This window comes from Candidatus Methylomirabilota bacterium, from assembly GCA_035709005.1.
In the GTDB taxonomy this organism is placed as follows: Bacteria; Methylomirabilota; Methylomirabilia; order Rokubacteriales; family CSP1-6; genus 40CM-4-69-5.
In genome coordinates this window covers 1-22568 of record DASTFB010000043.1, presented here as the reverse complement: position 1 = coordinate 22568, position 22568 = coordinate 1, and the positions used below count along the sequence as shown (strand labels likewise).

At 70.5% G+C, this 22568-nt stretch carries 24 protein-coding genes and 1 pseudogene; all 25 read right to left on the bottom strand.

Going from position 1 to position 22568, the window contains the following annotated elements:
- Window positions 1-734 (bottom strand): ABC transporter substrate-binding protein (locus tag VFR64_06640; protein HET9489412.1); only part of this gene is annotated, 734 nt, incomplete at its 3' end.
- Between the two features lie 50 nt (window positions 735-784).
- Window positions 785-1585 (bottom strand): ABC transporter permease, encoded by an 801-nt coding sequence (locus tag VFR64_06635; GenBank protein HET9489411.1) that lies wholly within the window; start codon window positions 1583-1585, stop codon window positions 785-787.
- Entirely contained in the window at window positions 1582-2352 is a 771-nt protein-coding gene (locus tag VFR64_06630) for an ABC transporter ATP-binding protein (protein ID HET9489410.1), read from the bottom strand. Before VFR64_06630 ends, VFR64_06635 begins: the two co-directional genes overlap by 4 nt.
- Window positions 2349-3899: a benzoate-CoA ligase family protein gene (locus VFR64_06625; GenBank protein HET9489409.1), complete on the bottom strand. Its 1551-nt coding sequence runs from the start codon at window positions 3897-3899 to the stop codon at window positions 2349-2351. The genes VFR64_06630 and VFR64_06625 overlap by 4 nt, the downstream gene beginning before the upstream one ends.
- Window positions 3896-4330, bottom strand: a complete 435-nt coding sequence (locus VFR64_06620; protein HET9489408.1) for a PH domain-containing protein — start codon at window positions 4328-4330, stop codon at window positions 3896-3898. The genes VFR64_06625 and VFR64_06620 overlap by 4 nt, the downstream gene beginning before the upstream one ends.
- Window positions 4331-4392: 62 nt before the next feature.
- Window positions 4393-4818 carry a nucleoside-diphosphate kinase gene (gene ndk, locus VFR64_06615; GenBank protein HET9489407.1) on the bottom strand — a complete coding sequence of 142 codons (426 nt, stop codon included), beginning with the start codon at window positions 4816-4818 and terminating at the stop codon, window positions 4393-4395.
- Complete coding sequence (gene sucD / locus VFR64_06610; GenBank protein HET9489406.1) at window positions 4815-5687, bottom strand: succinate--CoA ligase subunit alpha; 873 nt, start codon at window positions 5685-5687, stop codon at window positions 4815-4817. Before sucD ends, ndk begins: the two co-directional genes overlap by 4 nt.
- Complete coding sequence (gene sucC, locus VFR64_06605) at window positions 5684-6853, bottom strand: ADP-forming succinate--CoA ligase subunit beta (protein HET9489405.1); 1170 nt, start codon at window positions 6851-6853, stop codon at window positions 5684-5686. Before sucC ends, sucD begins: the two co-directional genes overlap by 4 nt.
- The gene (locus VFR64_06600) at window positions 6850-7227 is read right to left on the bottom strand and encodes an aspartyl protease family protein (GenBank protein HET9489404.1); all 378 of its coding nucleotides are present in this window, start codon (window positions 7225-7227) and stop codon (window positions 6850-6852) included. The genes sucC and VFR64_06600 overlap by 4 nt, the downstream gene beginning before the upstream one ends.
- 110 nt (window positions 7228-7337) lie before the next feature.
- Window positions 7338-8093 carry a succinate dehydrogenase/fumarate reductase iron-sulfur subunit gene (locus VFR64_06595; protein ID HET9489403.1) on the bottom strand — a complete coding sequence of 252 codons (756 nt, stop codon included), beginning with the start codon at window positions 8091-8093 and terminating at the stop codon, window positions 7338-7340.
- On the bottom strand, window positions 8093-9892 hold the full coding sequence (locus tag VFR64_06590; protein ID HET9489402.1) for a fumarate reductase/succinate dehydrogenase flavoprotein subunit: 1800 nt from the start codon (window positions 9890-9892) through the stop codon (window positions 8093-8095). The genes VFR64_06595 and VFR64_06590 overlap by 1 nt, the downstream gene beginning before the upstream one ends.
- The gene (locus VFR64_06585; GenBank protein HET9489401.1) at window positions 9892-10698 is read right to left on the bottom strand and encodes a hypothetical protein; all 807 of its coding nucleotides are present in this window, start codon (window positions 10696-10698) and stop codon (window positions 9892-9894) included. Before VFR64_06585 ends, VFR64_06590 begins: the two co-directional genes overlap by 1 nt.
- Window positions 10695-11285, bottom strand: a complete 591-nt coding sequence (locus tag VFR64_06580) for a Fe-S-containing hydro-lyase (protein HET9489400.1) — start codon at window positions 11283-11285, stop codon at window positions 10695-10697. Before VFR64_06580 ends, VFR64_06585 begins: the two co-directional genes overlap by 4 nt.
- Before the next feature lie 94 nt (window positions 11286-11379).
- Window positions 11380-12222 (bottom strand): fumarate hydratase, encoded by an 843-nt coding sequence (locus VFR64_06575; protein HET9489399.1) that lies wholly within the window; start codon window positions 12220-12222, stop codon window positions 11380-11382.
- A gap of 3 nt (window positions 12223-12225) precedes the next feature.
- The gene (locus tag VFR64_06570; GenBank protein HET9489398.1) at window positions 12226-12702 is read right to left on the bottom strand and encodes a VOC family protein; all 477 of its coding nucleotides are present in this window, start codon (window positions 12700-12702) and stop codon (window positions 12226-12228) included.
- Between the two features lie 19 nt (window positions 12703-12721).
- Window positions 12722-13663 (bottom strand): malate dehydrogenase, encoded by a 942-nt coding sequence (mdh, locus tag VFR64_06565; protein ID HET9489397.1) that lies wholly within the window; start codon window positions 13661-13663, stop codon window positions 12722-12724.
- A 1-nt stretch (window position 13664) separates the two neighbouring features.
- Complete coding sequence (gene icd, locus VFR64_06560) at window positions 13665-14927, bottom strand: NADP-dependent isocitrate dehydrogenase (GenBank protein ID HET9489396.1); 1263 nt, start codon at window positions 14925-14927, stop codon at window positions 13665-13667.
- Window positions 14927-17188 (bottom strand): aconitate hydratase, encoded by a 2262-nt coding sequence (locus tag VFR64_06555; protein HET9489395.1) that lies wholly within the window; start codon window positions 17186-17188, stop codon window positions 14927-14929. Before VFR64_06555 ends, icd begins: the two co-directional genes overlap by 1 nt.
- A 241-nt stretch (window positions 17189-17429) precedes the next feature.
- On the bottom strand, window positions 17430-18158 hold the full coding sequence (locus VFR64_06550; protein ID HET9489394.1) for a succinate dehydrogenase/fumarate reductase iron-sulfur subunit: 729 nt from the start codon (window positions 18156-18158) through the stop codon (window positions 17430-17432).
- A complete protein-coding gene (locus tag VFR64_06545) occupies window positions 18155-19030 on the bottom strand; it encodes a haloalkane dehalogenase (GenBank protein ID HET9489393.1) in 876 nt (291 codons plus the stop codon). The genes VFR64_06550 and VFR64_06545 overlap by 4 nt, the downstream gene beginning before the upstream one ends.
- Before the next feature lies 1 nt (window position 19031).
- Window positions 19032-19364, bottom strand: a complete 333-nt coding sequence (locus VFR64_06540) for a hypothetical protein (protein ID HET9489392.1) — start codon at window positions 19362-19364, stop codon at window positions 19032-19034.
- Between the two features lie 8 nt (window positions 19365-19372).
- Entirely contained in the window at window positions 19373-20071 is a 699-nt protein-coding gene (locus VFR64_06535) for an MBL fold metallo-hydrolase (GenBank protein HET9489391.1), read from the bottom strand.
- A gap of 53 nt (window positions 20072-20124) precedes the next feature.
- Entirely contained in the window at window positions 20125-21870 is a 1746-nt protein-coding gene (locus VFR64_06530) for an FAD-binding protein (protein ID HET9489390.1), read from the bottom strand.
- A pseudogene (locus tag VFR64_06525) lies at window positions 21867-22169 on the bottom strand (TlpA disulfide reductase family protein). The gene VFR64_06530 and the pseudogene VFR64_06525 overlap by 4 nt, the downstream one beginning before the upstream one ends.
- A gap of 12 nt (window positions 22170-22181) precedes the next feature.
- Window positions 22182-22445 (bottom strand): hypothetical protein, encoded by a 264-nt coding sequence (locus VFR64_06520; protein HET9489389.1) that lies wholly within the window; start codon window positions 22443-22445, stop codon window positions 22182-22184.
- Window positions 22446-22568 lie beyond the last annotated feature (123 nt).

Genomic DNA, 22568 nt, shown 5'->3' with positions numbered 1-22568 from the left:
TAGTAGCGCGAGGCCTTCACGTAGCCCTTCATGAAGCTCACGGCCCGCGCCCGATCGGCGGCGAGCCGGGGCGAGTAGAAGATCGTCGCGATCTGCCAGGGGAAGAGGTCGCCGGCCCAGGCGATGATCTTGCCGAACCCGCCGTCCTCGGCGCGGCCCGGAAACGGCTGGGGCAGCACGATGGCGTCGACCTGCCGGCCCTTGAGGGCTTCCAGCGCGGCGGCCATGGCCTGCAGCGGCACGATCTTGACGTCGGCCAGCGCGAGCCCGTGCTTTTCGAGGATGTTGCCGATCTGATAGTGGAACGTCGAGCCGAGCTGGGTCACCCCGATGCGCCGGCCCTTGAGCCCCTCGATCGTCCTGAGCCCGCCGTCGTACAGCTCCTTCTGGACGACGATGGCGTTCAGCGGATAGCCGGGCCAGTCGCGGCCCTTGTCGGCGACGATCACGAGCTTCTGGCCCCCCAGCACGATGTTGTAGAGGGCGGCCGTGAGCCCGGTCGCACCCACGTCGATCTGCCCGGCGGCCAGGGCGGTGGCGATCGGCGCCGCCGCCTGGAAGAAGACCAGCTCCGGCTCGACCCCGTGCTCGCGGAAGAAGCCCTTCTCGACGCCGACGAAGATCGGCGCCGAGGACGTCAGCTTGAGCACCCCTACCTTGAGCGGCTCGGCGGCCGGGGCCGGCCGGGCCAGCAGCAGCATCGCGACGGACAGCAGCACGACGATCCCGGACATGGCGTCTCCTCTCACGGATGATCGCAGAAAGCGCTCCCCTGCACCGCGGCTCAGCCGCTCCGCCAGGGCAGGGCCAGCCGCTCCAGGCGGCCCAGGCCCCAGTGCGAGAGCACGCCCAGCAGCGAGAGCAGCACGATGCCCACCATCAGCTTGGTCGTGGCCATGATATTGCCGGCGTGGAGCACGAGAAACCCGATTCCGGACTCCACGGCGATCATCTCGGCGGCGACCAGCAGCAGCAACGCGGTCCCCGCGCCCAGCCGGAGGCCGGCGAAGATCATGGGCAGCGCCGAGGGCAGGATCACCTTGCGGATGATGCTCCACCGCCGCGCCCCGAAGGCCACCGCGGCGCGCACCAGCAGCGGGTCGGCCTGGCGGACGCCGGCGTAGGTGTTGATGGCCATGGGAAAGAACACGCCCAGCGCGATGACCGCGATCTTCGAAGGCTCTCCGAGCCCCAGCCACAGCACGAGCAGGGGCAGCAGGGCGATCTTGGGGATGGGGAAGGTCGCCGCGATCAGCGGCGTCCCCACCGCTTCGGCCATGGCGAAGAAGCCCACGCCGATGCCCACCACGACGCCCAGCCCGCCGCCGAGCGCGAAGCCGAGCAGGAGCCGCCTGAGGCTCGCCGCGAGGTGCTCGACCAGCTCCCCCGACCGGAGCATGTCCCAGCCTTCGGCGAGCACGCCCAGCGGCGGTGGCAGGAACAGCACGGGCACCCAGCCCGCGCGGGCCACGATCTCCCAGAGGACGACCAGCCCCACCAGGGCCGCCACGCGCAGCGTGCGATGCGCCGGGCGGGCCAGGAAGCGGGTGCGATCCTCGACGGCGATCCGGCCGAGCGCGCTCACTGGACCAGGGCCTCCCGGGCCTGGTCCTTGATCAGCGCCCAGATGCGCTCGCTGGCGTGAAGGAACTCGGGGGCCGCCGCCATCGACTCCACGCGCGGCCGCGGGAGCTCGATCGGCACCTCGGCCAGCACGCGGCCCGGACGGCGCGACAGGACCACGACGCGATCGGCCAGGTACACGGCCTCCTGGATGTTGTGGGTCACGTAGATGATGGTGGTGCGCGTCCGCTCCCAGATCTGCAGGAGCTCCTCCTGCATGAGCTGCCGGGTCTGCGCGTCGAGCGCCGAGAAGGGCTCGTCCATCAGGAGCACCGCGGGGTCCACGGCCAGGGCCCGCGCGATGCCCACGCGCTGTCGCATGCCGCCCGAGAGCTGGTGCGGGTATCGGCTCTCGAAGCCGGCCAGGCCCGTGAGCCCGATGTAGTGGCGGGCACGGCGGGCGCGCTCGGCCGCCGGCAGCGCGAGCTCCTCGAGCCCGAACTCCACGTTGCCCTGGGCCGTGCGCCAGGGGAACAGCGCGAACTCCTGGAAGACCGTCGCGGTGAGCGGGCGGCCCTCCGGGGCGCCCTCGAAGTACACCTGCCCCGAGCTCGGGGCCAGCAAGCCGGCCAGCACCTGCAGCAGGGTCGACTTGCCGCATCCCGACGGGCCGAGCACGGCCACGAACTCCCGGGACGCGACCCTCAGGCTCACCGCCTGCAGGGCCTCGATCTCCTGGCCCTGGCCGTCGCGGTACGTCCTGGACAGCCGGTCGACGATGACGTTCACGACCCCCTCAGGCGGAAGCGCTGGATCTTGCCGGTCGCCGTCTTGGGCAGCTCGGGGACGAACTCGACCCAGCGCGGGCTCTTGTAGCCGGCCAGGCGCTCGCGCACGAACGTCGTCAGCTCGGCGGCCAGCTCCGCCGACGCCGCCCGGGAGTCCGTCAGGACGACGAAGGCGTGCGCCCTGGTGAGGCCGTCCTCGTCCTGTCGCCCGACCACGCCGGCCTCCACCACCGCCGGATGGGCGACCAGCGCGGCCTCCACCTCGGCCGGCGAGACCCACTGGCCGCCGACCTTCAGCATGTCGTCCGCGCGTCCCGCGAAGTAGAAGTAGCCGTCGGCGTCCTGCCAGAACATGTCGCCGGTGCGCAGCCATTCGCCCTGCATCGTCTGCCGGGTGCGGTCGTGCCGGTTCCAGTAAGCGAGCGCCGTCGTCGGCCCCTTGATCAGGAGGTGGCCGACGTGACCGGTGAACACCGGGCGGCCGGCGTCGTCGATCAGACGCGCCTCGAACCCCGGCACCACCCGGCCCGACGAGCCCCGCCGGGCCGCTCCCGGCGTGTTGGCGATGAAGTCGTGCAGCGCCTCCGTGGAGCCGACGACGTCGAGCAACTCGTGGCCGAACCGCGCCTTCCAGCCGTCGAACACCGCCGGGGGCAGCGCCTCGCCGGAGGACACGCAGAGCCGCAGCGAGGAGAGATCCCAGCGGCGCTCGGCGTCGGGCACGCGCAGCATGCGGGCGTAGAGCGTCGCCACCGCGAAGAACACGCTGGGCCGCTCGGCGGCGATGATCTCGAACGCGGCCTCCGGGCTCACCCGCCCGGGCACGAGCACCGAGGCGGCGCCGACCCGCAGGGGAAAGTACAGGCTATTGCCCAGGCCGAAGGCGAAGTAGAGCTTGGAAGCGGAGAACACGAGATCGTCCGGGCCCAGCCCGAACACCCCGACGCCGACCAGATCGGCGGCGGCCACGAAGTCGCGGTGCCCGTGCACGGCGGCCTTGGGCGCGCCGGTGGAGCCCGAGGTGTAGCCCCAGTACATCGCGTCGTCGGCGACCGTGGGCGCCGCCGGCTCGAGCACCGGCGAGGCCTTGGCCATGAGATCCGCCAGCGCGGGGGCGCCGGCCACACCGGCGCCCGCGCTGACCACGGCCCGGAGCGACGGCCAGCGGCCGCGGGCGTCGGCCAGGCGTGCGGCGATCTCGGGCTCGGCCACGACCACCCGGGCCCGGCTGTCGCGCAGGAGGAAGTCGTACTCCTCGATCGTCATCAGGGGATTGAGGGGCACGGCCACGGCGCCCAGCTTGGCGGCGCCCCAGAACGCGGCGGCGAAGGCCGGGGTGTCGTCGAGGATCAGCACGACGCGGTGCTCCATCTCCACGCCCAGCCCGGCCAGCGCGTTGCCGGCGCGATTGACGCTCTCCGCCAGCGCGGCGTACGTCACCGCCCGGCCCGCGTGGCGGAAGGCGGTGCGCCGGCCACTTGCTGTAAGGTGGCGATCGACGAAGAGGGCCGCGGCGTTGAAGCCCTCGGCAGGACCCCTCACGGTCACCCGGCAATCTTACCGGAAAGCCGCTCGACGAACTCGTCGGGCCGGTCGGGCGACAGCGCCACCCAGCCCCCGGCGGTCTGCAGCCACACGATCTTCCGGCCATCGGTGACGAACAACCGATAGAAGCCCAGGCGCAGGTTCCAGAACTGGCCGAACCGTCCGAACACGCCGTTGGAGCCCATGACGCTGAGGCCGGTGATGGGGCGAGGCGCGCGGTCCACGGCCCGGATGTCCCGGTACGGGATCACCACCGGCCCGGCCCGCCGCTCCACGTGCACGCCGCCCGGCGCCAGACTGTAGCCCACGGGGGCGAAGCGGGACATCACCAGGTAGCCGAGCGCGAGCGGCGCGCCGAGCACCAGCCAGAGAGGCTCGCCGGTGCGGGCGGCCAGCATCACGCCGAGCAGCGGCAGGACGACGACCGCCAGCAAGGCGGCGCCGCGAGTCGACCAGCGCTCGCGACGGCCCAGCGTCGCGGCGAACCGGTCCGGGGTCAGCGCGGGTGGATCTCGAGGCCGGAGAAGAAGTACGGGATCTCGAAGGCGGCGGACTCCGGCGAGTCGGAGCCGTGCACGGCGTTGGCCTCGATGGAGCTGGCGAGCTCGGCGCGGATCGTGCCCGCCGCCGCTTTGCGCGGATCCGTCGCGCCCATGACCTCGCGCCAGCGCAGGATGACGCCGTCTCCCTCCAGCACCATGGGCAGGCAGGGCCCCTGGGTCATGAACTCGCACAGGCTCGTGAAGAACGCCCGCTCGCGGTGGACGGCGTAGAACCCCGCCGCGTCCTCCCGGCTCAGGTGGACCAGCCTGGCGGCCACGATCTTGAAGCCGGCCTGCTCGATGCGTCCGATGATCTGCCCGATCGCGCCCTTGGCCACGGCGTCGGGCTTGACGATGGCCAGCGTCCGCTCGGCGCTCATGATCGCAGCACTCTTGCCACGGCGTCGCCCATGTCGGCCGGGCTCCGCACCAGCGTCGCGCCCGCCGCCTGCAGGGCCCGCATCTTCTCGGCCGCCGTGCCCTTGCCGCCCGAGACGATGGCCCCGGCGTGGCCCATGCGGCGTCCGGGCGGCGCCGTCTGCCCGCAGATGAAGGCCACCACCGGCTTGGCCACGGCGTCCTTGATGAAGGCGGCGGCCTCCTCCTCCGCGGTACCCCCGATCTCGCCGATCAGCATGATGGCCTTCGTGTCCTCGTCCTCGTTGAAGAGCCGCAGCACGTCCACGAACGACGTCCCCTGCACGGGATCGCCGCCGATCCCCACACAGCTCGACTGGCCGATGCCCCGCGCGGTGAGCTGGCCCACCACCTCGTAGGTCAGCGTGCCGCTGCGCGAGACGACGCCCACCGGGCCCGGCCGGTGGATGTGCCCCGGCATGATCCCGATCTTCGCCTGGCCCGGCGTGATGACCCCCGGGCAGTTGGGCCCGATGAGCCGGCTGCCACCGGTGGCGATGGCGTGTTTGGTCTTGACCATGTCCGCGATGGGGATGCCCTCGGTGATGCACACGACCAGGCGCACGCCGGCCGCCGCGGCCTCCATGATCGCGTCGGCCGCCGCCGCCGGCGGCACGAAGATGAGGGCGCAGTCCGCGCCCTCCTGGCGCACGGCCTCCTCGACCGTGTTCCACACCGGAAATCCCTCGTGGACGGTGCCGCCCTTGCCGGGGGTCACGCCGCCCACGACTGTCGTGCCGTACTCGCGGCAGCGGGCGGCGTGAAAGGCGCCCTCGCGTCCGGTGATTCCCTGGACGACGACGCGCGTGTCCTTGTCGACGAGAATACTCACGCGGCGGCGCTCCGGGCCAGGGCGACCACCTTGCGCGCGCCGTCGCCCATGTCGTCGGCGGTGGTGAAGTTCAGGCCGGACTCGGCGAGCATCCACTTGCCCAGTTCGACGTTCGTGCCCTCCATGCGCACCACCACGGGCAGGCGCAGGCCCAGCTTCCGGACGGCGTTGATGACGCCTTCGGCCAGGCGGTCGCAGCGCAGGATGCCGCCGAAGACGTTGATGAACACCGCCTTCACCCGGCGGTCCGAAGACAGGATGCGGAACGCATGCTCGATCTGCTCCGGGGAGGCGCCGCCGCCCACGTCCAGGAAGTTGGCCGGCTCGCCCCCGGCCAGCTTGATGATGTCCATGGTGGCCATGGCCAGGCCGGCCCCGTTCACCATGCAGCCCACGTCGCCGTCGAGCTTGATGTAGTTCAGACCGAACTTCGAGGCCTCGACGTCGAGCGGATCCTCCTCGTCGGTGTCGCGCAGCGCGGCGATCTGGGGATGCCGGAACAGCGCGTTGTCGTCGAAGTTGAGCTTGGCGTCCAGGGCCAGCACGCGGCCGTCGCCGGTCGTCACCAGCGGGTTGATCTCGGCCAGCGAGCAGTCCTTCGCCAGGTAGAAGGCGAAGAGCGCCTTGATCAGGGCCGTGGCCTGCTTGAACCGCTCGCCGGCCAGCCCCAGCCCGAAGGCCAGGCGGCGGGCCTGGAAGTCGGCCAGGCCCAGGGCCGGATGCGCCCACTCGCGCAGGATCTTCTCGGGATTCCGGGCCGCCACCTCCTCGATCTCCATCCCTCCCGCCTCGGAGGCCATGACCACGTGAGTGGAGCGGGCACGGTCCAGCGTGACCGACAGGTAGAGCTCGCGCTCGACGGCGGACGCCTCCTCGACCAGGACCTTGCGCACCAGGATGCCCTCGAGCGGCGTCTGTGGGGTCCGGAGGCGCATCCCGAGGATCTGGCTGCCGGCCTGCTCGGCCTGGGCCGGGGTGTCGGCCAGCTTGATGCCGCCGGCCTTGCCGCGGCCGCCGGCGTGCACCTGCGCCTTGATCACGACCCGCCCGCCGATGCGCTCGGCCGCCGTCCGGCAGGCGGCGGGGCGGTCGGCCACCTCCCCCTTCGGCACCGGCACCCCGAACTCGCGAAGGAGGGCCTTGGCCTGGTACTCGTGGACCTTCATCGAGCGAGCGTCTCGACCCCCAGGAGCATCGGCAATGGCCTGAGCTCCCGCCGCAGCGGGTCGAGGGCGTAACCGAGCGCCTCGAGCGTGAGGACGCCGAGCAGGGTGCTGTCGCCGGGCTCGCCGAAGATGACATTGGCGAGTCCGATCCTGTCACCATATTTGAAGAGCGCCCCACCGGTGTTGCGACGGATGGCCGTTCCGTCGGCCAAACGGAACTCTTGCTCCTGCAAGGGGCGTATGCCGAGCTGCTCGAGCACCGGCGTCGGCACTACTGAATACGTCGCCCCAGAGTCGATCAGGAACTCCACTCCGATCGTGACATCCGGATTCGCCGGGTTGCCGACCTCCAGCTGCAGCATCGTGAGTCCCACACGCCCCTCCTCGTGACCAGGAGTACCCCGGTACGTCGGAAGGAGTGTAGCAATCCGGAGCGGCAACGAAGAGTCCCGGTTCGTGGACATCGCCCGCCAGGCGGCGCGCGTCACGCCGGCTGTTTCTTCCGACCCCGGAACTTTCTCAGCAGCCAGACGATGGGGTCGAAGTTGTCGGCCATCCGCTCCTTCATCGGGATGATGCCGTTGTCGGTGATGTGGATGTGCTCGGGGCAGACTTCCGTGCAGCACTTGGTGATGTTGCACAGCCCGATGCCGGCGTTGGCCCGCACGAACTCCGTGCGATCGACCGTGTCGAGCGGATGCATGTCCAGGCCGGCGACTTTGATGAAGAAGCGGGGCCCGGCGAACTGCCGCTTCAGCTCCTCGTGGTCCCGGATGACGTGACAGACGTTCTGGCACAGGAAGCACTCGATGCACTTGTGGAACTCCTGGATGCGATCGATGTCCTCCTGCATCATCCGGTACTTGCCGTCGGCGTCGGGCGGCCGGAGCCGCAGCGGCGGGACCTGCCGGGCCTTCTCGTAGTTGTACGAGACGTCGCAGACGAGGTCCTTGATCAGGGGAAAGGTCCGGATGGGCACGACCGCGACGGGCTGCTCGGGACTGAATACATCCATCCGGGTCATGCACATGAGGCGGGGCTGGCCATCGATCTCGGCGCTGCACGACCCGCACTTGCCGGCCTTGCAGTTCCACCGGCAGGCCAGATCGGGAGCCTGGGTGGCCTGGATGCGGTGGATCACGTCGAGCACGACCATGCCCGTGTCGACCTCGACACGATAATCCTTGAGACCACCGCCCCCGGCATCGCCGCGGAACACGCGCATCGTGAAGGTCGCCATCACTTCGTCTCCTGGAGCAGGCGCGCCAGCTCGGCCGGCATCTCGGGAAGCGGCTCGCGGGTGACCTGGATGGTGCCGTTCTTCTGCCGCACGACGACGTTGACCTTGCCCCACTGGGCCTCGGTCTTGGGATGATCGTCCCGGGTGTGGGCCCCCCGACTTTCCTTGCGCTCCAGGGCGGCCAGCGTCACGCACTCGGCGACGGTCAGCAGCGAGCGCAGGTCGAGGGCGGTGTGCCAGGCCGGGTTGTAGGTGCGGCCGCCGTCCACCCGCACCTTGGCGGCCCGGGCCTTGAAGCCCTCGATCCGCTCGAGCGCCTCCTTCAGCTCGCTCTCGGTGCGGATGATGCCGACGAGGTCCTGCATGGTGTCCTGCAGCTCGTGCTGGATGGCGTAGGGATTCTGGTCGCCCGAGCGCGAGAACGGCTCCAGGGTCTCGCGGGCCAGCGCGTCGACCTGCCCGGCCTCCACCGTCACCCGTCCGCCCAGGTTCTTGGCATAGAGCGCGGCGTGCAGGCCGGCCCGCCGCCCGAAGACGATGAGGTCGGACAGGGAGTTGCCGCCCAGCCGGTTGGAGCCGTGCATGCCTCCCGCGGCCTCGCCGGCGGCGAAGAGGCCGGGCACGGTGGCCCGGGTGGTGTCGGCGTCCACCCGCACGCCGCCCATCATGTAGTGGCAGGTGGGTCCCACCTCCATGGGCTCCCGGGTGATGTCGACCCCGGCCAGCTCCTTGAACTGGTGATACATGCTGGGCAGGCGCTTCTTGATGTCGTCGGCCGACCGCCGGCTGTGGATGTCCAGCAAGACGCCGCCGTGCGGGCTGCCCCGTCCCGCCTTCACCTCGCTGTTGATGGCCCGGGCCACCTCGTCGCGGGGCAGCAGGTCCGGCGTGCGGCGGTTGTTCTTCTTGTCCGCGTACCAGCGGTCGGCCTCGGCCTCGTTGTCCGCGGTCTCCGCTTTGAAGAACTCCGGGATGTAGCGGAACATGAAGCGCTCGCCGGACTTGTTGCGCAGCGTCCCGCCGTCGCCGCGCACGCCCTCGGTGACCAGGATGCCTCGCACCGACGGCGGCCACACCATCCCCGTGGGATGGAACTGCACGAACTCCATGTCGATCAGGTCGGCCCCGGCCCACAGGGCCAGCGAATGGCCGTCGCCCGTGTACTCCCACGAGTTGGACGTGATTTTCCAGGCTTTGCCGATGCCGCCGGTGGCCAGCACGATGGCCTTGGCCGTGAAGGCCACGAGCTTTCCCGAGGACCGCCAGTAGCCGAAGGCGCCCGTCACCCGCTCGCCGTCGGTCAGCAGCCGCTCGATCTTGCACTCCATGTAGACATCGATGCCCTGGTGGATGGCGTGGTACTGCAGCGTGCGGATCATCTCCAGGCCGGTACGGTCGCCGACGTGGGCCAGCCGGGCGTAGCGGTGCCCGCCGAAGTCGCGCTGCAGGATGAGGCCGTCCTTGGTGCGGTCGAACAGGGCGCCCCAGCGCTCGAGCTCCAGCACCCGCTCCGGCGCTTCCTGGGCGTGGAGCTGGGCCATGCGCCAGTTGTTGAGCATCTTGCCGCCGCGCATGGTGTCGCGGAAGTGCACCTGCCAGTTGTCCTCCGGCCACACGTTGCCCAGCGCGGCCGCGATGCCCCCCTCGGCCATGACCGTGTGGGCCTTGCCCAGCAGCGACTTGCAGACCAGCCCCACCGACACGCCCTGGGCCGCGGCCTCGATGGCCGCGCGCAGCCCGGCGCCGCCGGCCCCGATCACCAGTACGTCGTGCTCGTAGGTCTCGTAGTCGGCAGCCATCAGATGAGCCTCAGGTCCCGGATGATCCCCATGGAGACCAGCCGGATGTAGAGGTCGGTCAGCGCCACGCTGAACAAGGACAGCCAGGCGTACATGGGATGCCGCTCGTTGAGCCGGCTGATGAACCGCCACAGGCGATAGCGCGCGGGGGCCTGCGAGAAGACGTTCACGGCCCCCCCGCACACGTGCCGGCACGAGTGGCAGGAGAACGTGTAGCCGGCCAGCAGGATCACGTTGATCCACATCACCAGCGTGCCCACGCCGATCCCGAACTGGTGGCCGCCGCCCGGCGCGGGGAAGCGAAAGGCCAGCAGGGCGTCCCAGGTCAGCACCACGACGAAGAGCACGGCCACGTACCAGGCGTAGCGGTGGAAATTCTGGAAGAACAGCGGGAAGCGGGTCTCGCCGGTGTAGCCCTTGACGTCGGGCACCGCGCAGGCCGGGGGGGCCAGCCAGAACGAGCGGTAGTAGGCCTTGCGGTAGTAGTAACAGGTGAGCCGGAACAGGCCGGGGCCCCACAGGATCAGGAACGCCGGGGAGACGATGCCGATGACGGGCAGGACCACCTCGCCGAGGCCCCCGCCGAACGTGGGGTGCAGGCAGGAGGCGTACAGGCACGGCGAGTAGAAGGGCGACAGGTACGGCGCCGCGTAGTAATGGGCGTTCTGCAGCGCCGCCCAGGTCGAGTAGACGATGAACCCGCCCAGCACGACCACCACCGTGGCGGGCAGCGTCCACCAGGCGTCCTTTCTGAGATGCGGCGCCGCGATGGGCGGACGCGCCGCGCTCACGACCCGAGCGTTCATGCCCCCTCCCGGATGTAGGCCTTCCGGCCGTCCTCGTAGAGGTCCCCGCCCCGGCAGTCGTTGACCACGATGGCGGGGAACCCTTCTACCTCCAGACGCCGGAGCGCTTCCGTGCCGAGGTCGTCGTAGGCCACGATCTCGAGCTTCTTGACGTGACGGGACAGGACGGCCCCGGCGCCGCCGATGGCTCCGAAGTACACGGCCTTGTACTGCTTGAGGGCCTCCTTCACGGCCGGCGAGCGGTAGCCCTTGCCGATCGTTCCCTTGAGGCCCAGGCGCAGCAGGCCGGGTGTGAACTTGTCCATCCGGCTGGCCGTGGTCGGCCCGATGGCGCCGACCACGTCGCCCGGACGGGCCGGCGACGGCCCCGTGTAGTAGATGATCTGTCCCTTCACGTCGATGGGCAGTCGCTCGCCCTTCTCCATGAGGGGCCAGAGCCGGCCGTGGGCGGCGTCGCGCGCGGTGTAGATCACGCCGGTGATCCGCACTCGATCCCCCGCCTTCAGCGACTCCACGTCGGCGTCGCTCAGCGGCGTCGCCACCTCCTTGATCCCGTCCCCGGCCGCCGTGATCATTGGACAGGGCATGGGCACCCGGGCTTCGCCACGCCCATGCCCCGCCGGAACCACCCGAGCGGCTCGTCATTCACCCGATCTGAGTCCCGATCTCCGGGCTGCGCCCTCACAGCGTGGCTTCCTTGTGCCGGTGCGCGTGGCACTCGATGGTCACTGCGACGGGGAGCGAGGTGATGTGGCAGGGATAGGTCAGCAGGTGGATCCCCAGCGCGGTGGTGTCTCCACCGTACCCCTGGGGCCCGATCCCCAGCCGGTTCGCCCGGTCGAGCAGCTCCCTTTCGAGCCCATCGAGGAACGGGTCGGGATTGGGCGAGCCCAGCTCCCGGAACAGCGCCTGCTTGGACAGCAACGCCGCCTTCTCGAAGGTGCCCCCGACGCCCACCCCCAGGATCAGCGGCGGACAGGCATCGGGGCCTGCGGTGCGCACGCACTCGAGGACCCACTCCTTGACGCCCTCGAGGCCTTCGGCCGGCGTCAGCATCCGATACTTGGAGCGGTTCTCGCACCCCCCGCCCTTGGCCATCACCATCAGCTTCAGGGTGGCGCCGGGCACCACGTCGACGTGGATGACGGCCGGCGTGTTGTCGCCGGTGTTCACCCGGTCGAAGGGCGAGCGCACGATGGAGGCTCTGAGATAGCCCTCGCCGTAGCCGCGGCGGACGCCCTCGTTGATGGCGTCGATCAGGCCGCCGCCCGTCACGTGGACGTCCTGCCCCAGCTCCACGAAGCACACGACGAACCCCGTATCCTGGCAATAGGGGATCCGCCGCGTCTTCGCCATCGTGGCGTTGTCCTTGAGGATCTGCAGCACCTGGCGGCCGGCCGGGGAGCGCTCGGTACTGAGCGCGCGGTCGAAGGCCCGCAGGACGTCCGGCTCGAGGTCCCAGTTGGCCTCCATGCAGAGCTTCTTCACCGCATCGGTGATGGCGCTGACGTGGATGTCGCGCACGGCCTACTTCTTGCCCCTGGCCATCTCGGCCATGGCAGCTTGACCCCGCCTGGCGATCTCCTCCGGCGTGAGGTCCTCCACGTGGGTGGCCAACCCCCATCGGAAGCCGAAGGGATCCTCGACCTCGCCATAGCGGTCGCCCCAGAACATGTTGGACACGGGCATGCGCACCGTGGCGCCGGCCCCGGTGGCGCGCTTGAAGGCGGCGTCGACGTCGGGCAGGTAGAGGTAGAAGGTGACCGGCGTGCCCTTCAGGCTCGCCGGCGAGGTGCAGCCGCGGGACGGGTCCTCCTCGCCCAGCATGATCACCGAGTCCCCGATTTGCAGCTCGGCGTGAGCCACCTTGCCGTCGGGGCCCGGCATGCGGAACCGCTCCTGGGCGTCCAAGGCCCGCTTGTAGAAGTCGATGGCCCGGGCGGCGTCGCGAATCGAGAGCATCGGCGTGATCGTCCGATATCCGTCTGGCATCGGCTTGGCCATGAAGCAACTCCTCGCTGGCTTAGAGCTTGAGCTTGTCGACCAGTTCCCGCACGGCGGCCGCCGACCGGTCGAAGGCGGCCTGTTCCTGCGGGGTGAGCTTGATCTCGATCACCTGCTCCACGCCGCGGCGCCCCAGCTTCGCCGGCACGCCCACGTAGAGCCCGCGGACGCCGTACTGGCCATCCAGGCAGGCCGCGCAGGGCAGGATCTTGTGCTTGTCCTTGAGGATCGCCTCGACCATCTCCACGACCGAGGCGGCCGGCGCGTAGTAGGCGCTGCCGGTCTTGAGATAGTTCACGATCTCGGCTCCGCCGTTCGCGGTGCGGGTGACCAGGGCGGCCACCCGGTCCGGGGGCAGCAGCTCGGTGATGGGAATCCCGGCCACCGTGGAGTAGCGGGGCAGCGGCACCATGCTGTCGCCGTGGCCGCCCAGCACGAAGGCGGTGACGTTCTCGACGGAGACGGAGAGCTCCTGGGCGATGAACGTGCAAAAGCGCGCCGAGTCCAGCACCCCGGCCATGCCGATCACGCGCTGGGACGGGAAGCCCGATTTCTTCCAGGCGAGCTGCACCATCGCGTCGAGCGGGTTCGTGACCAGGATCAGGATGGCCTCGGGCGAGCGGGCCACCACCTGGGCCACCACGCCGCCCACGATCTCGGCGTTCTTGAAGAGCAGATCGTCCCGGGTCATGCCGGGCTTGCGGGCCAGGCCGGCCGTGATGACCACGATGTCGGAGTCGCCGGTGTCCTCGTAGCTGTTGCTGCCGGTGAGCCGCGAGTCGTAACCGTGGACAGGTCCGGCCTGCAGCAGATCGAGGGCCTTGCCCTGGGGCACGCCCTCGATCACGTCGACCAGCACCACGTCCGCCAGCTCCTGCTCCACGATGTACTGCGCGACCGTGGCGCCGACATTGCCGGCGCCGACGACCGTGATCTTGGGGCGGCCCGGCGCGGTGGTCATGCTAGAGCTTCGCCATGGCGTCGACGATGGCCGTGCCGAACTCCGAGCACTTCACCTCGCGGGCGCCCTCCATGAGCCGGGCCAGGTCGTAGGTGACGACCTTGCTCTGGATGGTCCGCTCCAGCCCGGCGATGATGCGGTCGGCCGCCTCCGTCCAGCCCATGTAACGCAGCATCATCTCGGCCGAGAGGATCACCGAGCCGGGGTTGACCTTGTCCTGGCCGGCGTACCGGGGAGCGGTGCCATGGGTGGCCTCGAACAGGGCATGGCCGGTGTCGTAGTTGATGTTGGCGCCGGGGGCGATCCCGATGCCGCCCACCTGGGCGGCCAGACCGTCGGAGATCAGGTCGCCGGTCAGATTGGGGCACGGGATCACGTCGAACTCGTCCGGCCGGGTGAGGATCTGCTGCAAGAAGGCGTCGGTGATGGCGTCCTTGATGAGGAGCTTGCCGGCCGGCGGCTTGCCGCCGCACTCCTCCCAGGAGACGGTACGGTCCCCGAACTCGCGCTTGGCCAGCGCGTAGCCCCACTTCATGAACATCCCTTCCGTGTACTTCTGGATGTTCCCCTTGTGGACGAACGTCACGTTGCGCCGGTTGTTCTCGATGGCGTAACGGATGGCCGCGCGGATGAGCCGCTCCGAGCCTTCCTTCGACACCGGCTTGATGCCGATGGACGAGGTGTTGGGAAACCGGATCTTCTTGACCCCCATCTCCCGCTGCAGGAAGTCGATGACCTTGCGGGCCTCCGGCGTCCCCTGCTCCCATTCGATGCCGGCGTAGATGTCCTCGGTGTTCTCCCGGAAGATGACCATGTCGACCTTCTCGGGATGCTTGACCGGCGAGGGCACGCCCTTGAAGTAGCGGACGGGCCGCAGGCAGACGTAGAGGTCGAGCTCCTGGCGCAGGGTGACGTTGAGCGACCGGAAACCCTCGCCCACCGGGGTGGTCAGGGGCCCTTTGATGGCGACCAGGTACTCGCGGATGACGTCCAGCGTCTCGGCGGGCAGCAGGTTGGGCGGGCACTCGGCGCCGTAGACGGCCTGCGCCTTCTCGCCGGCATACACCTCGGCCCAGGCGATCTTCCGCCTGCCGCGGTAGGCCTGGGCCACCGCGGCGTCGATCACGCGCACGGAGGCCTTCCAGATGTCGGGGCCGATCCCGTCGCCCTCGATGAAGGCGATGATCGGGTTGTCGGGGACCCGAAGCTTGCCGTGCTCGATGATCACTTTCTCGCCAGCCGGAATCTTGACCTTGCCGGGCATTACTTGCCTGCCCCCTGGGCCGCGTTGAGCGCCGACCCCGCTTTGAACCACTCGATGTGCTCGTCGGTGAGCGTGTGATTGGCCTGGATCTGCACCGTCCGCCCGTCCTGCTTCTTCAGGGTCACCGTGACCGGGCGGCCCGGGGTCAGCGCGGCCAGCCCGGTGACGCTCAGCCGGTCGCCGGCCTCCACCCGGTCGTAGTCGGCCGGGTTGGCGAAGGTCAGCGGCAGGATCCCCTGCTTCTTCAGATTGGTCTCGTGGATCCGGGCGAAGGAGCGCACCAGCACCACGGCGCAGCCGAGGTACCGGGGCGACATGGCGGCGTGCTCGCGGCTGGAGCCTTCGCCGTAGTTCTCGTCGCCCACCACCGCCCAGCGCGCGTTCCGGGCCTTGAGGTCGCGGGCGATCGCCGAGAAGGTCTGCGGGGCGCCGCCGGTCAGGGGATGAATCCCCTTGCCGGCCTCGCCGGTGAAGGCGTTCACCGCCCCCAGGAACATGTTGTCGCTGAGCTTGTCGAGGTGCCCCCGGAAGCGCAGCCAGGGCCCGGCCGGCGAGATGTGGTCCGTGGTCGTCTTGCCTTTGGTCTTGACCAGGATCGGGAGGTCGACGAAGTCCCGCCCGTCCCACCGGGGAAACGGCGACAGCAGCTGCAGGCGCTGGCTGTCGGGCCGGATGGCGATCTGCACGCTGTCCGGGTCGTCGGCGGGCGCCTCGTACCCGCTCTCTCCCACGCGGGCGAAGCCGTCGCGCGGGAGCTCCTCGGCCTCGGGCGGCGTGAAGCGGAAGGCGCGGCCGTCGGCTCCGGGAATCGTGTCGTGCACGGGGTCGAAGTCGAGCGTGCCGGCGAAGGCCAGGGCGGTGACCAGCTCGGGGCTGGTCAGGAACGACAGCGTCGAGGCGCTGCCGTCGTTGCGGCCGGGGAAATTGCGGTTGAACGACGACACGATCGTGTTGGTGCCGGAAGCGGCCGCGTCCGAGCGCTTCCACTGGCCGATGCAGGGGCCGCAGGCGTTGGCCAGCACGGTGCCCCCGATCCTCTGGAAGGTCTCTAGGATCCCATCGCGCTTGATGGTCTGGAAGATCCGCTCCGAGCCGGGCGTGATGTAGAACGTCGATTTGGCGCGCAGGCCGGCCTTGGTGGCCTGCATGGCCACGTGGGCGGCCCGCCGCATGTCCTCGTACGACGAGTTGGTGCAGGAGCCGATCAGGGCGTTGGTGATCGTGACCGGCCAGTTGTTGGCGCGGGCCTCGGCGCCCAGCCGGCTGATCGGCCGGCCTCTGTCGGGCGAGTGCGGACCCACCACCTGGGGCTCCAGCGCGTCCAGGTCGAGCTCCACGATCTCGTCGTAGAAGGCCTTGGGGTTAGCCAGCACCTCGGGGTCGGCCACCAGGTGCTCGCGGGCGCGCTCGGCCAGCGCGGCGATCTCCTCGCGCTCGGTGGCCCTCAGATACGCGGCGATGCGCGAGTCGAACGGGAACACCGACGTGGTCGCGCCCAGCTCGGCGCCCATGTTGCAGATCGTGCCCTTGCCGGTGGCGCTGATCGACTCGGCGCCGGGGCCGAAGTACTCGATGATCTTGTTGGTCCCACCCTTCACGGTCAGAAGCGTGCAGAGGTAGGTGATGACGTCCTTGGGCGCCGTCCACCCGGACAGCTTGCCGGTCAGATGCACGCCGACGAGCCGGGGATGGAGCACCTCCCAGGGCAGTCCCGCCATCGCCTCGGCGCAATCGGCGCCCCCCACGCCGATGGCCAGCATCCCCACGCCCCCGCCGTTGGGCGTGTGGGAGTCGGCCCCGATCATCAGGCCGCCGGGAAACGCGTAGTTCTCGAGGACGACCTGGTGGATGATGCCCGAGCCCGGGCGCCAGAAGCCGATGCCGAACTTGCGCGCCGAGGAGCGCAGGAACTCGTAGACCTCGGCGTTCTCGGTGATGGCGCGGGCGAAGTCGTCGGCGGCGCCGGTCTGGGCCCGGATGAGATGGTCGCAGTGCAGGGTCGTGGGCACGGCGACGCGCTTGCGGCCCGACATCATGTACTGCAGCAGGGCCATCTGGCCGGTGACGTCCTGCAGCGACACGCGATCGACCCGCAGCTGCAGCATCGCGCGGCCGCGGTCCCACACCTGCGTGGTCCAATCCCAGCAGTGCGTGACCAGGATCTTCTCGGTCAGCGTCAGGGGTCGCTTGAAGGCCTGCCGCGCGCGGGCGAGACGATCGGGCATCGCGCTGTAGAGGGACCGGACCTGCTCAGCGGACATCAGGGCCTCCTCCTAACCGGAGGGGGCACGAGACGCGCCCCCTCCAGACCTCCCCGTTCGCGCGAGGTGCGACCACGGTCGCCCCCCGCCAAACCTCCCCACTCACGCGCAATGCGACAACGCGCGCTGTCTCCCGCCGTACCTCAGACGAACGTTCGCCTCCCGCCCCGGAAGGTGGGAGGCGCGAAATGACGGAACAACTCTACCGCCGCGCGCTTGACATCGTCAAGGACGCGTCGCCTCAATCGAGGCGCAGACGACGCAGCAGGTAACGAGCGCCCATCTGGCGCAGGCGGATGATCGAGCGCATCGGCGAGAGCTTCATGGGGCAGACCTCCGTGCAACCGCCCTGCCCATGGCAACGGGCCAGCCCGTCGTCCGAGAGAAGCGTCGCCCAGCGCGCGGCCGCGCCGTCGTCGCGCGAGTCACGCTGCAGCGTGAAGGCCCGATTGAGCCCGGCCGGGCCGGGAAACCGTGGGTCGTGGGCCACCATCGTGCAGGCCGACAGGCAGAGCCCGCAGCCGATGCACTCGATGGCCGCGTCGATCTCCTGCCGCTCGTCGGAGTCGCCAGGAACGGTGGCATAGGTGGGCCCCGACGCCGCGGCCTGGAACACGGCGCCGGCGGCGCGCAGACGGGCGTTGAACGGCGCCATGTCCACCACCAGGTCGCCGAGCAGCGGGAGATGGTAGAGCGGCCGCACGCTCACGGGCCCCGCGCCCAGCGCGGCCAGACGGGTCCGGCACGCCCAGCGTTCCCGTCCATCGACGACCATGCCGCAGGAGCCGCACATCCCCACCCGGCAGGCGTAGCGGAAGGCCAGCGTGGGATCCTGCGTTCGCTGTACGGCCACCAGCGCGTCGAGGACGGTGGTGTCCGGCCCGACGGCCACCGCGTATTCCTGCCAGCGGGCGTCCGTACCCGGCGTCCAGCGAAACACCCGCAAGGTGCGCGAGCTGGTCTCCGTCACCACGGACACCTCACGAGCTCGGCCACCGCCCGACCGATGTCGTCGGGCGAGTCCTCCTGCACGAAGTGCAGCCCCTTGACCGTCACTTCGCGTTGATTCGGCCAGGCTCGGCAGAACTCGCGCGGCGCGCCGACGAGGATGCTGCCCGGCTCGCCGTTGACGAAGAGCTTGGGCAGCGGGCTGGCGGCCAGCCAGGCGCCGTACTGCTCGACGATGCTCACGACGTCGGCCGGCTCGCCTTCGATGGGAAGCTCGCGCGGCCACTGCAGCATGGGACGTCGCGGCTCGCCGGCCGCCCGCCACGGACGCCGATAGGCGTCCATCTCGGCCTCGGCGAGCCGCCGCACGATGCTGGCCGGCAGGATGCGCTCGACAAAGACGTTCTTGTCGAGCACGGCCTCCTCGCCGGCCGGCGACCGCATGACCTGGAAGATCTTGCGGCCGCTGTCCGGCCACTCCGTCCAGGCGAGCGGCCGGACGACCGCTTCCATGTAGGCCAGCCCGCGCACGCGCGCCGGGTGGCGGAACGCCCACCAGAAGCCGAGCGCCGAGCCCCAGTCGTGCAGCACGAGGGTGACGTCGCGGAGTCCCAGCACCTCGAACCAGGCGTCCAGATAGCGCGCGTGGTCGCCGAACCGGTACGACCCGTTGGCGGCCCGCCCCGACTCCCCCATGCCGATCAGGTCCGGCGCCAGGCACCGCCCGACGGACGTCACGTGAGGGATGACGTTGCGCCACAGGTACGAGGAGGTGGGATTGCCGTGGAGGAACACTACCGGGGGCCCCTGACCGACGTCCACGTAGGCCATGGCGCTGTCCAGCACGTCGACGCGCCGGCGCGGGTGCGGATCGTGGGCCGCGATCGGGCTCACGTCAGTACCAGCGCCATTGCCAGGCGGCGGCGAACAGCGCCACGGCCAGGACGAGCGCCAGCGCCAGCAGCGTCCGGTGCCAGCGCACCGGCAAGCCGACGTCGAGCAGGAGCGAGCGCACGCCGAGCAGGCCGTGCACGAGGACCAGCGCCAGCAGCGCCGCCTGCACCCCCCGCCGGAACGGATTGACGACGTGCAGCACGATCGCCCCGACCAGCGCCACGGCGGCCACGCGCTGGATCAGCCAGGCCCACATGCCGGCGCTGCTGCCGCGCCAGCTCTCCGCGGACATCCACTCCCGGGTGAGGATCCGTGGCTCTCCCGGCGGCCTCATGACCGCGCCTACTCTACCTCAGGGCCCAGAGCGATGACCCTCAGGTCGTCGGCAACCTCCAGATCGGGGGCCGGACTGCGGCCCAGCATGTCGTCGCTCATGTGCGTGAGGACGAGCCGGCGGCAGCCGAGACGGCTCCGATTCGTCGCCAGGGCCGCAAAGCTCATGTGATACTTCACCGGCTTGTCGAAGAAGTAGGCCTCGCAGACGAACAGGTCCGCGCCGGTAGCTACCTCCACCAGCGCGTCGGTCCACTCGGTGTCGCCGGAGTAGGCCACGATCCGGCCACCGTACCGCAGGCGGAGGGCATAGGCGGGGGCGCCGCTCGGATGGACGACCTCGACGGCGGTGACCACCGCCGGCCCGAGCGAGGTCGGCGTACGAGCCGCCAGCTCGACCACCTCGACGCCGAAGCGGCGCTTGGCAGTGGACGAGCCGGGGAAGAGCACCTCCATCGCCGACCGGAGCCGCTCGGTCAGGCCGGGCGGACCGGCGATGCGGAGGGGTCGGGTCCGGCGGCGAAACTGCCCGTCCAGGATCATGAACGGCAGGCCAGCGAAGTGATCACCGTGGAGGTGACTGACCACCACCCATTCGACCGACGCGGGGTCCACCCCGGCTCGACGCATGGCGATGAGGGCCGAGGCCCCGCAGTCGACGAGCACGCTGCCCGCCGCCGCCCCCCGCAGCAGCAGACAGGCCTGCAGGCGGCCTCCGCTGCCAAAAGCGTCGCCCGAGCCGAGGAACTGCAGCTCGATCGTCAGTCGCCGATCTCCACCGCTGCCGGCGTCCGCGACCCCTCGACGGGACGGGCACGGGTCAGGGCGACCGGCTCACGGCTGAGCCGAGGCCCGCCGGCCCCGCGCTCGGCCCGGACGAGATAGAGCGGCTCCCGGGCCGGCTCCGGAAAATCCGACCGGAAGTGCGCGCCCCGGCTCTCCCGCCGCGCCAGCGCGCTCAAGACGATGAGGCGCGCCGTCACCGTCTGCGATCTCAGGTTCAGCCAGTCCTGCCAGGCCAGGTTCAACGCCGGACGCCCCGGCACGCCGACCTCGTCGAGCGCAGCGTCGATCCGGTCGATCTCGCCCAGGGCTGCGGTCAACCCGGCGGCGTCGCGTACGAGACCGGCCTTGTCCCACATGACCGAGCGCAGATCGCCGAGCAGCCTGTAGAGATCCGCCCGGCCCGAGCGGCCGAGCGGAGCGACCGCAGCCCGGACCGCCTCCTGCAGGCGCGCCGGCGAGATGGCCGGCACCGGGCGGCCGTCGAGCGCCGCGGCCATGGTGTCGCCCGCGATGCCACCGAACACGGTGGAGTCGGCCACGCCGTTGCCGCCCAGGCGGTTGGCGCCGTGCACGCCGCCGGTGTCCTCGCCCGCCGCGTAGAGGCCCTCGATCGTCGTGCGGCACGCGGGATCGATGACCACGCCGCCCATCATGAAGTGCGCCGTCGGCGCCACCTCCACCGGCTCGCAGGCGAGATCGCGTCCGAAGTCCCGGCACCGGCGCACCATGCCGCGGAAGTTTCGCTCGACGACGGCCGCCCCCAGGTGCGAGACGTCGATCCATACGCCGCCGTTCGGGGTTCCCCGGCCGGCCTCGATCTCGAGGAACGAGGCCCGCGAGACGAGGTCACGGGTCGACCGCTCCATCCGCGCCGCGTCGTAACGGCTCATGAACCGCTCGCCGAGGCCGTTGCGCAAGTGCCCTCCGGCGCCGCGCAGGCCCTCTTCGAGCAGCGCGCCGGTCATCAGGGATCCCGGCACGACCAGGCCGGTCGGGTGGAACTGGATCATCTCCATGTCGCGCAGGGCCAGACCAGCGGCGTAGCCCAGCGCGACGCCGTCGGCGGCCTTGTCGGCCGAGCACGCGATGACCCGGTACATGGTGGGCCCGCCCCCCATCGCCAGCAGCGTGGCCCGCGCCCGGATGACCAGGAAGCCGCCGCTGCGGAGGTCCAGGACGAGCGCGCCCGCGCAGCGGCCCTCGTCGTCGCGGGCCAGCTCGAGGGCCCGGCACTCCTCGAACGCCGTGATGTTGGACCGGGCCAGCGCCTGCTCGGACAGGCGGTTCATGATCTCGATCCCGGTGAGGTCGCCTTTGTGGATGGTGCGATCGTGGCTCTGCCCGGCGAACGGCTTCTGATGAATGCGGCCCTCGCTGGTGCGATCGAACAGGCAGCCGTAGCGCGACTCGAGCTCGAGCACCCGCGCCGGCGCCTCGTTCACCAGCGTCCAGGCCAGCTCCTGGTCGTTGATCCACCCACCCCCCTTCAGCGTGTCGAGCAGATGGGCCTCCAGCGAGTCGGGCGGCGTGAGAACGGCGTTGTAGCCACCCTGGACCATCCGCGTGCAGCCGGCGCGGCCGAGCAGGCCCTTGACCACGACGCCGACGCGGAGGGCCGCCGAGGCGTCGGCGGCGTGCAGGGCCGCGCAGAGGCCGGCGCCGCCGGCGCCCAGAACGAGGACGTCGACCTCGAGGATGTCGAGGGCGGCACTCGCGCTCACGACGCGGTGAGCGCCCGCAGCAGGGCCCGGCCCGGCGGCGAGGTCCAGGCCCTGGTGCCCAGCGCCTTGCCGACCAGCGCGCCGTCACGGCCGACCAGGAAGACCGTCGGCGTCACCGTGACCTCGTACTGGCGGGCCACCCGGGCGTCAGCGTCGAGCGCGACCCGGACGCTGACGCGGTTGGCCTGCACCCATTCGGCCACCCGGGGCCGAGGCTCCCGGATGTTGACGGCGACGACCACGAGTCCGAGCGGGGAGAACTCCCGGTGGACCTGCTCGATCTCCGAGGGTAACTCCCTCGTGCAGTAGGGTCACCAGGACGCCCAGAAGTAGAGCAATGCCGGGCGTCCGCCGAGATCGGCCAACGCGAAGTGTCCCCCGTCGAGCGTCTCCAGCGTGAAGGCCGGCGCCGGCCGACCCGCCAGGGCGACGAGCTGAAACTGCTCCAGGAGCGGATCCAGCGCCTGCGTGGGCGGGGCCGGCGCGGACCCCGGGCCGGCGAGGAGCCAGAGCCCCAGCAGACCGAGGACAAGGATCAGGCCAACCGCGGTGAGGGCGGCACGGGTGCGGGTCATGCGCCGCTATGGTAGCATCCGCACCTCACCCTTCGACTCGACGAGGAGCGACGATGGCGGACTTCAAGATCTGGATGAACGGCACGCTCGTGGAGCAGGCCCAGGCGGTGCTTCCCGTCAACA